The sequence below is a fragment of the Nonomuraea turkmeniaca genome (genome assembly GCF_005889735.1).
Lineage (GTDB): Bacteria > Actinomycetota > Actinomycetes > Streptosporangiales > Streptosporangiaceae > Nonomuraea > Nonomuraea turkmeniaca.
Map to the genome: position 1 here is coordinate 1 of NZ_VCKY01000324.1, position 10,004 is coordinate 10,004.

Consider the following 10,004-nt stretch of genomic DNA (forward strand, 5'->3'; position numbering starts at 1 on the left):
TAATGGCACGTTGTGGGCGGTGGGGTCATCGGGGCATGTGGGTGGAAAGGCTGCGACAGGTGTCCGAATTGTGGCGACACGCTCGTTAAGAGCGCTCAGGTAGTGGCGCCTCGGACTCTTACCAGATACGGTCCCTCCGTGAGCCCCGTCCGCCGCTGTTCCCGCACCGCGTGCAGCCAGCCTGCCGTCTTCACGCTCACGTACGTATACGCCGACTCGACCGCTGTTCTCGGCCCCCTGGCGACGTACGCGGAGCCACACTGTTACGACCTGTGCGCCGAACACGCTGAGCGGCTGACCGCCCCCCGCGGCTGGGAGGTGGTGCGGCTGCCGACGGACGGCGCCTCGCCCAGCTCCGACGATCTCGAGGCGCTGGCCAACGCGGTCAGAGAGGCCGCCCGGCCCACGTCGTCCGGCGGCGGCGAACCGGTCGGGCAGGGGGTGGAGGTCGGCCGCCGGGGGCACCTGCGCGTTCTGAGGTCGGCCCAGCAGCACCGCGACCGGTAGGCTCCCTTTACAAGGAGGAAACGACCTAGGGGCGGAGCTGAAGAGTGGGCGACCTCGCCAAGATCTTCAAAGCGTACGATGTTCGCGGGGTGGTGCCCGACGAGCTCGACGAGCCGACCGCCGAGGCCGTGGGGGCGGCCTTCGTCGAGGTGACCGGGGCCGAGTCGGTCGTGGTCGCACATGACATGCGTGAGTCGTCCCGGCCGCTGGCCGACGCCTTCATCCGAGGGGCCCGGTCACGCCGCGCGGACGTCGTGGACGCGGGGCTGGGTTCGACCGATCTGCTCTATTACGCCAGCGGCAGCCTGGGGCTCCCGGGGGTGATGTTCACCGCCAGCCACAACCCCGCCCGCTACAACGGCATGAAGATGTGCAGGTCCGGCGCGGTGCCGATCGGGGGCGACACGGGGCTCACGGAGATCCGGGACCGGGCGGCCGAGCTGGTCGGGGTGACCGCCACGCCCAGCGGGTCGCTGATCGAGAAGGACCTGCTCAGCGGCTATGCCCATCACCTGCGCACGCTCGTCGACCTCGCGGCCGTCCGGCCGTTGAAGGTCGTGGTGGACGCGGGCAACGGCATGGCGGGACATACCGTTCCGGCCGTGTTCGAGGGCCTGCCGATCGAGTTGGTGCCGCTCTACTTCGAGCTGGACGGGGACTTCCCCAACCACGAGGCCAATCCGCTGGAGCCACAGAACCTGGTGGATCTGCAGCGTGCCGTGGTGGCCAACGGGGCGGACATCGGGCTGGCGTTCGACGGGGACGCCGACCGGTGCTGGGTGATCGACGAGCGCGGGGAGTCGGTCTCGCCGTCCACCGTCACGGCGCTGGTCGCCGTGCGCGAGCTGGCCAAATACCCGGGTGCGACGATCATCCACAATCTGATCACGTCGCTGGGGGTGCCCGAGATCGTACGCGAGCACGGCGGCGCGCCGGAGCGGACGCGGGTCGGGCACTCGTTCATCAAGGCCGAGATGGCCCGCACGGGCGCGGTCTTCGGTGGCGAGCACTCGGCCCACTACTACTTCCGCGACTTCTGGTTCGCCGACTCCGGCATGCTCGCGGCCATGCATGTGCTCGCCGCGCTGGGCGGGCAGGACCGGCCGCTGTCGGAGGTGGCGGCGGCCTACTCGCGTTACCACGCCTCCGGGGAGATCAACAGCGCTGTGTCCGACCAGGGCGAGGCCCTGCGGCTGGTCCGCGAGGCGTTCGCGGGACGGGGCGCGTTCGACGAGCTCGACGGGCTGACCGTGACCGGGTCGGGATGGTGGTTCAACCTGCGGGCGTCCAACACCGAGCCGCTGCTCAGGCTCAACGCCGAGGCGGCCGACGAGAGCAAGATGACGGCGATCAGGGACGAGGTCCTCGCCATCGTGGGAAGGGTGTCAGTGTGAAGATCGACGACTGGCTGCTGGAGATCCTGGCCTGTCCGGCGTGCAAGGCGCCCCTACGTGCCGACAGCGAGGCCGAGGAGCTGGCCTGCACGGGCTGCGGCCTGATCTACCCGGTCCGGGATGACATCCCCGTCCTGCTCGTCGACGAGGCCAGGAAGCCGTGACCTGGGAGCCGGGGCGGCTCGACGACCAGGCTCACCTCAGCGAAGGCGACCCTGGCGGGATGTTGCCCGCGGTCGCCGCCTCAGCGGCACACGTACGCACCGGTCATCGTGCGGCGGTCGAGGCCCGCCTCGACCGCCTGGCCGCCAACGGGCGGCCGCGTGCCATCGTGGTCGCGGGCATGGGTGGCTCCGGCATCGCGGGCGACATTTTGGCGGCGGTGGCCGGCAGCGGCGCGCCGCTGCCGATCGTGACCCTGCGTTCCTACCAGCTCCCCGGCTGGGTGGGCGCCACCGACCTGGTCATCGCCGTCTCCGGCTCGGGCGACACCGAGGAGACGCTGGCCCTCGCCACCCAGGCGGTGCGGCGCGGCTGCACGCTGCTCGGCGTCGGCCCGACAGGCTCTCCGCTGGAGGCCATCGCCGTCCAGGCGTCGGCCGTCTACGTCGCGGTCCCGGTCAGCGGACAGTCGAGGGCGAACATCTGGCTGCTGACCATCCCCCTGATCGTGGCCGCCGCCGCGGTGCGGCTCGTGCCGGACGAGGCGGACCTGTTCGAGCGGGTGGCCAGGGCGCTGGAGGACATGGCTCACCGGTGCCGGCCGTCCAGCGATTCGTTCATCAACCCCGGTAAGTCGCTCGCCATGGACCTGGCCGAGAGCGTTCCGATGATCTGGGGGTCGTCGCCGGTGGCGGCCGTGGCCGCGTACCGGCTGGCCTGCCAGCTCAACTCGAACGCGAAATATCCCGCTGTTTACGGAGAGCTGCCCGAGGCGGGTCACAACCAGGTGGCCGCTCTCGACGGGCCGCTGGCCGAGTACGACATCTTCGCCGACACGACCGGCCGTACCGTCCGGCTCGTCGTCATGCGGGACGTCGAGGAGCACCCGCAGGTGACGCGGCGGCGCGAGGCGGCGCTGCGGCTGGCGCGCGAACGCGACGTCCGGGTGACCGAGCTGGCGGCCGAGGGCGTGCATCCGCTGGAGCGGATCGCCTCGCTGATCGCCCTGGGAGACTACGCCAGCACCTACCTGGCGCTGGGATATGGCGTGGATCCGACCCCTGTGTCGGCGATCACTGAGCTGAAGGCCAGAATTTCCCAATAGGATCCCCTTTCAGGCCTAAATACGTGATCTCTATGAGTGGAGAAGACCCGTGAGCGCGAGCGGCGGAACTAAAGCGATCGTTGCGGCATTGGCCGCCAACTTGGCCATCGCCGTGGGGAAATTCGTGGCTGCGGCATTCACCGGTTCCTCGTCGATGCTGGCGGAGGGCATTCACTCTGTGGCCGACTCGGGCAACCAGGTGCTGCTGCTGGTCGGTGGCAAGCGGGCGCAGCGGGCCAGGACCAAGGAGCACCCGTTCGGCTACGGGCGCGAGCGCTACTTCTACGCCTTCGTGGTGGCCGTCGTGCTGTTCACGATCGGCGCGGCGTTCTCGCTCTACGAGGGCTATGGGAAGCTCACTCATCCGCATGCCCTGACGTCGCCGGCCTGGGCGTTCGGCGTGCTGATCTTCGCGATCGGCGCGGAGACGCTCTCGTTCCGCACGGCGATCAAGGAATCGAACGCCGTGCGCGGCAACCAGTCGTGGTGGGCGTTCATCCGCCGGTCCAAGTCGCCCGAGCTGCCCGTCATCCTGCTGGAGGACCTGGGCGCGCTGTTCGGCCTGATCTTCGCGTTGTTCGGCGTGACGATGGCCGTCGTCACGGGCAACCCCGTCTGGGACGCCATCGGCACCCTGATGATCGGTGTGCTGCTCGCGATCATCGCGATCGTGCTGGCCATCGAGACCAAGTCGCTGCTGGTCGGCGAGGGCGCCTCGCCGGAGGTGGAGGATCAGATCCGCCGCGCGCTGGAGAACGCGCCCGAGGTGGACCGGATCATCCACATGCGGACGCTGCACCTCGGGCCGGAGGAGCTGCTCGTGGGCGCCAAGATCGCCGTGTCGCACGACGAGACGGCCTCGGAGGTGGCGCGCGGGATCGACGAGGCCGAGCGCCGCATCCGCGAGGCGGTGCCGATCGCCCGGGTCATCTACCTGGAGCCGGACCTGGACCGGCAGCGCACCACGGCCTCCGGCTGACCGAGCCCTTTCTGGCTCTTCTGAGAGGGCGGCAGGGCTGCTTACCGCCTGAGGAGTCGCAGGGCCTTCTCCTTCTCGAAGTCGAGGGCCCTGCGGGGCACCTGGATGCGCCCGATCCGCACCCCCAGGTCACGTACGGCGGCCGCCACCGCCGGCTCGCTCAGCACCCGCAACGCGAACGCCAACTCTGCCGGAGACACGTCGAACCGCTTCTCCAGCTCCACCGCCTGAGCCACGGCGGCCAGCTCCTCGGGCCCGAACCGCCGGTGCGCCCCTTGCTCCCGCACCGGTGGTAGCAGCCCGAGAGCCTCCCGGTATCGGAGCATTCGTGGGGACATGCCGAGCCGCTTGGCTGCTTCCGTGATGCGCATCCTTACATTCTTACGTCAGTTTCGCCGTTCTGGGCATGCGATCCCTGCCGAGAGGGCCCTAGACTCGTCCCCGAGAATCATCTGTCAGCGCGAGGGGACACCCGATGGACTTCAAGGTCGCCGACCTTTCACTTGCCGAGTTCGGCCGTAAGGAGATCCGGCTCGCCGAGCATGAGATGCCCGGCCTCATGGCGGTTCGTAAGGAATACGCGGCCTCCCAGCCCCTTCGCGGCGCGAAGATCATGGGCTCCCTGCACATGACGATCCAGACCGCCGTCCTCATCGAGACGCTGGTCGCGCTGGGCGCCGAGGTCCGCTGGGTCAGCTGCAACATCTTCTCCACGCAGGACCACGCCGCCGCCGCGGTGGTCGTCGGCCCCAACGGCACCGTGGACGACCCGCAGGGTGTGCCGGTGTTCGCCTGGAAGGGCGAGACGCTGGAGGAATACTGGTGGTGCACCGAGCAGGCGCTCACCTGGCCGAACGGTGACGCCCCCAACATGATCCTGGACGACGGCGGCGACGCCACGCTCCTCGTCCACAAGGGCGCCGAATACGAAAAGGCCGGCGCCGTGCCGCCCGCCACCGCAGACGACCCGGAGGAGTGGCACGTCATCATCGACCTGCTCACCCGCACGGTCGGCGCGGACAAGACGTGGACCAGGATCGCCGAGAGCATCAAGGGCGTCACCGAGGAGACCACGACCGGCGTGCACCGGCTCTACGAGATGCACAAGAACGGCCAGCTGCTGTTCCCGGCGATCAACGTCAACGACTCGGTCACCAAGTCGAAGTTCGACAACAAGTACGGCTGCCGCCACTCGGTCATCGACGGGTTGAACAGGGCGACCGACGTGCTGATCGGCGGCAAGGTCGCCGTGGTCTGCGGCTACGGCGACGTCGGCAAGGGCTGCGCCGACGCGCTGCGCGGCCAGGGCGCCCGGGTCATCGTCACCGAGATCGACCCGATCTGCGCGCTCCAGGCGGCCATGGACGGGTTCCAGGTCACGACGCTGGACGAGGTCGTCGGGATCGCCGACATCTTCGTCACCGCGACCGGCAACTTCAACATCATCACCGCCGGCCACATGGCGAAGATGAAGCACCAGGCGATCGTCTCCAACATCGGCCACTTCGACAACGAGATCGACATGGCGGGGCTCACCCGCATCGACGGCATCATCAGGAACAACATCAAGCCGCAGGTCGACGAGTGGGTCTTCCCCGACGGCCACTCGATCATCGTGCTCGCCGAGGGACGGCTCATGAACCTGGGGTGCGCGACCGGGCACCCGAGCTTCGTCATGTCCAACTCGTTCACCAACCAGGTGATCGCGCAGATCGAGCTGTTCACGAAGACCTCCGAATACCCGATCGGGGTCTACACGCTGCCCAAGCACCTGGACGAGAAGGTCGCCCGCCTGCACCTCGACGCTCTCGGCGTGAAGCTCACCGAGCTCTCCAAGGAGCAGGCCGCGTACATCGGCGTCCACGTCGAGGGCCCCTACAAGTCCGACCACTACCGGTACTAGATCTTCTTCAGGTAGGCGCTCCGGAGCCGCTCCTTCGGAGCGCCCAAACCTCTTCCTTCTTTTACGGCAGGCCAAGTTGCCCGCACGCGCCGTACCCGGTTGCCGTCTGTCCTGGCCGGTTGTGAAGGCTCACGGGGCGCTCGCCGTGACGAGCGTATTCTTGGCCGTCTTCTTCGGTTAGCAGGCACCCATGGACGTAAGTGAAAGCGGTGAGCGGCAGATCTCGTGGGCTGCTCGTTCGATGCCGGTGTTGACCGCGATCGGTGAGCGGTTCGCGCTCTCACGGCCGTTCGATGGGTTGAAGATCGCGGCCTGTTTGCACGTCACCGCCGAGACAGCTGTGCTCATGGGGGCCTTGAAGGCGGGCGGTGCGGAGATCGCGCTGGCCGCCTCCAATCCCTTGTCCACCCAGGACGACGTCGCCGAGGCCTTGCGGGGTTACGGGATCGGCGTGCACGCGCGGGCTGGGGTCGATCGGGCGACCTACTACCGCCATATTCATCAGGCGCTCGATCTTGAGCCGGATCTTGTGCTCGATGATGGGTGCGATCTCGTCAACATCCTGCACACCGAGCGCACCGATCTGCTCGAGCGGGTGAGCGGCGGATGTGAGGAGACCACGACCGGGATCATCCGGCTGCGGCAGATGGCGGCGGAAGGGGCGTTGCGGTTTCCGGTCGTGGCGGTCAACGACACGCGGACCAAGCGGATGTTCGACAATCGGTATGGCACCGGGCAGTCGACGCTTGACGGCATCATGCGGGCGACCAACACCATGCTGGCCGGGCGCACCGTGGTCGTGGCCGGGTTCGGGTACTGCGGGCGTGGGGTTGCCGAGCGGGCTGAAGGGCTGGGGGCGCGGGTGATCGTGACCGAGATCGACGCGGTCAAGGCGCTCGACGCCACTCTGCAGGGTTACGAGGTGCGGCCGATGGCGCAGGCCGCGATGCTCGGCGATCTGTTCGTCACCGTCACCGGCAACCGGGATGTGATCAGAGGTGAGCACCTGTCGGTCATGAAGGACGGGGCGATCCTGGCCAATGCGGGGCACTTCGATGTGGAGATCGACGTCCGGGCGCTGGATGAGCTGGCCCATGAGGTGCACCGGGGTGTGCGGCCCAACACCGACGAGTACGTGATGCCCGACGGCCGCCGGCTGCTGTTGCTGGCCGAAGGGCGGCTGGTCAACCTCACCGCCGCCGAGGGGCATCCGGCGGCCGTCATGGACATGTCGTTCTCCGCGCAGGCCCTCGCCGTGGCGTGGCTGGTGGGCGCGCGGGCGGAGCTGGAGCCCGGCGTGTACGACGTGCCAGGGGAGATCGACCACGAGGTCGCCAGGCTCAAGCTGGCCGCCACCGGCATCGGCATCGACACCCTCACCCCCGAGCAGGAGGACTACCTGCATTCGTGGCGGGTGGGGTCCTGAAGGCCGCCTGTATCTCCCGCATCCAGGTCCTGAGGGCCCGCCTGCGCCTCCCGCGTTGAGGTCCCAAAGCGCCGCCGGCCCCTCCGCGTTGAGGTCCTAAAGCGCCGCCTGCATCTCCTGCATGCGGCGGATCTCGGCCGCCTGGGTGACGCTGACGTCGCCGGCCAGCTCCTCGATCCTGATGTGGGAGCCGCTGCTCAGCACCTGCTCGGACATCTTGATCGCCCCCAGGTGGTGGTTGATCATGAGCTCCAGGAACATCCGGTCGAAGTCCTTGCCCTTGGCCGCCTTCAACGCCTCCAGCTGCTCGGGTGTGGCCATCCCCGGCATGCCCTCGTGCGCGGCGTGATGGTCGGGCACCTTCTGGTCCAGGTCGCGTAGCCAGCCCGTCATGAACTGGATCTCCGGCCCCTGGGCCGCCTTGATCCGGTCGGCCAGGCTCTTCAGTTTGGCCGAGTCCGCCCGGTTCGGTGCGAGCAGCGCCATGTCGAGCGCCTGCCGGTGATGGACGATCATGTCCTGCACGTACGTGACGTCGGCGGCGTTCGCGGTGGGCGTGGGCGCGGCGGTGGCGGCCTCGCCGGGGGAGAGTGTCTTGGCCTGCTCGCCGGGGCGACCTGGGGCGATCACGGGCGCGGTCGAGTCGGCCCGCGGGGCCTGGGGCGGGCTGGAGGTGCAGCCGGAGAGGACGAGGACAGTGCCGATGACGGGGCCTGCGATGACGATGAGCGCGGAGCGCACTCAACCCTCCCTGACTGACGTGGTGACGAATGCGCACTCTAGGTGAAAAACGTCCCGATTGAAAGGGGGCGAACCGGAACAAAAATTGACAGCTTGGACACTGGCTCGCGGCGGCCTGGAGGCGCGAAGATTGCGTAGATTTATGCCCCCTTTATTGGAGGTTTGACCAGTGTTAACCCCGCGTCGGGCCCTCATCCTCGTGGCGGCGTTCGTGGCGCTCGCAGGCAGCACCCTGCCCGTCCAGGCCGCGGACATCCCTGCTCCCGGCCAGATCGTCATGAGTCCCAACATTCAGCACGTCACCAACGTGCCCAAGCCCGAAGCGCTGGCCGACATCCACACGGACATGGCCTTCCAGGGTGACTACGCCTACGTCGGCAACTACTCCGGCTTCTCCATCTACGACATCAAGCACCCGAAGCGGACTTCCCTGGTCAGCTCCGTGGTCTGCCCGGGCGGCCAGATGGACGTGTCCGTCCACGGCGACCTGCTGTTCGGCTCCGTCGACTCCTCGCGCAACAACGACTCGTGCAGCAGCACGTCGCAGTCCGCCACGCTCAAGGAGTCGTGGGAGGGCATGCGGATCTTCGACGTGTCCGACAAGGCCAACCCGAAGTACATCAAGTCGATCGAGACCAACTGCGGTTCGCACACGCACACGCTGGTCCCCGACAAGTGGGGCAGGAACGTCTACATCTACGTCTCCTCCTACGCCCCGAGCGACACGTTCCCGGACTGCAAGACGCCGCATGACCTGATCTCGATCATCAAGGTGCCGCTGGACAACCCGGCGGCCGCGAGCGTGATCGCCACGCCGAACCTGTTCCCCGACGGCGGCTACGGCGGCGTCCCGCTGCCCTACCCCAATGGGAAGTCGGCCACGACCGGCTGTCACGACATCACGGCCTACCCGGAGAAGGGCATCGCCGCGGGCGCCTGCATGGGTGACGGCATCCTGCTCGACATCCGCAACCCGGAGCAGCCTCGGGTCACCGCGACAGTGCGTGACGAGACGAACTTCGCCTTCTGGCACTCGGCGACCTTCAACAACGACGGCACGAAGGTGATCTTCACCGACGAGCTCGGCGGCGGCAGCAGGGCCACCTGCAACGAGGCCATCGGGCCGAACAGGGGCGCCAACGCGTACTACGACATCGTGAACGGGCAGCTCCAGTTCAGGAGCTACTTCAAGATCGCACGGCACCAGGCCGACACGGAGAACTGCGTGGCCCACAACGGCTCGCTGATCCCGGTCAAGGGCCGCGACATCATGGTGCAGGCGTGGTACCAGGGCGGCATCTCCGTGGTCGACTTCACCGACTCGGCGCACCCTAAGGAGATCGCCTTCTTCGAACGCGGCCCGGACAACACCGCGCCGGCGCTCAGCGGCGGCTTCTGGTCGGCGTACTACTACAACGGCTACATCTACGGATCTGACTTCAACCTGGGCCTGGACGTGTTGAAGATCAACGACTCTCGTACGAACCAGGCGAACTGGGTCAAGATGCGTTCGCTGAACGCGCAGACGCAGGCTTCGTACCCCGGACACGGTCACTGACCGTTCATCGGTCGGCGAGGGCCCCGACCGGGGTCCTCGCCGGCGTTGTTCCATCGGGACTTAAATGATCAAGGAGGCTCCCGAGTGTCAACTCCGCGCCGTACCCTCGTAGCGGCCGCGGCGGCTTTCGCGTTAGCGCTGACCGGAACGCCCGCGCTCGCCGCCGACATCCCACCCCCCGACACCGTGGTCACCAGCCCCAACGTGACCCACGTGCTCAACATCCCCA

Annotated in this window: 10 protein-coding genes; 8 read left to right on the forward strand and 2 right to left on the reverse strand. The window is 67.8% G+C overall.

Going from position 1 to position 10,004, the window contains the following annotated elements:
• The first annotated feature begins 138 nt into the window (after positions 1–138).
• The 5 genes from ETD86_RS49435 to ETD86_RS49455 are packed head-to-tail and all read left to right on the forward strand — an operon-like array spanning position 139 to position 4,147.
• Complete coding sequence (locus tag ETD86_RS49435; RefSeq protein WP_127939882.1) at positions 139–507, forward strand: DUF3499 domain-containing protein; 369 nt, start codon at positions 139–141, stop codon at positions 505–507.
• 44 nt (positions 508–551) lie between these two features.
• Complete coding sequence (locus ETD86_RS49440; RefSeq protein WP_138673553.1) at positions 552–1,901, forward strand: phosphomannomutase/phosphoglucomutase; 1,350 nt, start codon at positions 552–554, stop codon at positions 1,899–1,901.
• Entirely contained in the window at positions 1,898–2,065 is a 168-nt protein-coding gene (locus ETD86_RS49445; protein ID WP_127939884.1) for a Trm112 family protein, read from the forward strand. The genes ETD86_RS49440 and ETD86_RS49445 overlap by 4 nt, the downstream gene beginning before the upstream one ends.
• A complete protein-coding gene (locus ETD86_RS49450) occupies positions 2,062–3,168 on the forward strand; it encodes an SIS domain-containing protein (RefSeq protein ID WP_138673554.1) in 1,107 nt (368 codons plus the stop codon). The genes ETD86_RS49445 and ETD86_RS49450 overlap by 4 nt, the downstream gene beginning before the upstream one ends.
• 49 nt (positions 3,169–3,217) lie before the next feature.
• On the forward strand, positions 3,218–4,147 hold the full coding sequence (locus ETD86_RS49455; protein ID WP_138673555.1) for a cation diffusion facilitator family transporter: 930 nt from the start codon (positions 3,218–3,220) through the stop codon (positions 4,145–4,147).
• Between the two features lie 41 nt (positions 4,148–4,188).
• Here ETD86_RS49455 and ETD86_RS49460 read toward each other — a convergent pair whose 3' ends face one another.
• Positions 4,189–4,518 (reverse strand): MerR family transcriptional regulator, encoded by a 330-nt coding sequence (locus tag ETD86_RS49460; protein ID WP_138673556.1) that lies wholly within the window; start codon positions 4,516–4,518, stop codon positions 4,189–4,191.
• A gap of 104 nt (positions 4,519–4,622) precedes the next feature.
• Between ETD86_RS49460 and ahcY the strand changes: the two genes are divergently transcribed.
• Together ahcY and ETD86_RS49470 are read left to right on the forward strand one after the other, a co-directional pair.
• Entirely contained in the window at positions 4,623–6,050 is a 1,428-nt protein-coding gene (gene ahcY / locus ETD86_RS49465) for an adenosylhomocysteinase (protein WP_138673557.1), read from the forward strand.
• A gap of 190 nt (positions 6,051–6,240) precedes the next feature.
• Positions 6,241–7,476: an adenosylhomocysteinase gene (locus ETD86_RS49470; protein WP_138673558.1), complete on the forward strand. Its 1,236-nt coding sequence runs from the start codon at positions 6,241–6,243 to the stop codon at positions 7,474–7,476.
• Positions 7,477–7,572: 96 nt separating this feature from the next.
• Here the strand turns inward: ETD86_RS49470 and ETD86_RS49475 are convergent, their stop codons facing one another.
• Complete coding sequence (locus ETD86_RS49475) at positions 7,573–8,217, reverse strand: DUF305 domain-containing protein (protein WP_138673559.1); 645 nt, start codon at positions 8,215–8,217, stop codon at positions 7,573–7,575.
• Between the two features lie 169 nt (positions 8,218–8,386).
• On the opposite strand from ETD86_RS49475, the gene ETD86_RS49480 reads away from it, so the two are divergent.
• Complete coding sequence (locus ETD86_RS49480; RefSeq protein ID WP_170223721.1) at positions 8,387–9,775, forward strand: LVIVD repeat-containing protein; 1,389 nt, start codon at positions 8,387–8,389, stop codon at positions 9,773–9,775.
• The last annotated feature ends 229 nt before the right edge of the window (positions 9,776–10,004 follow it).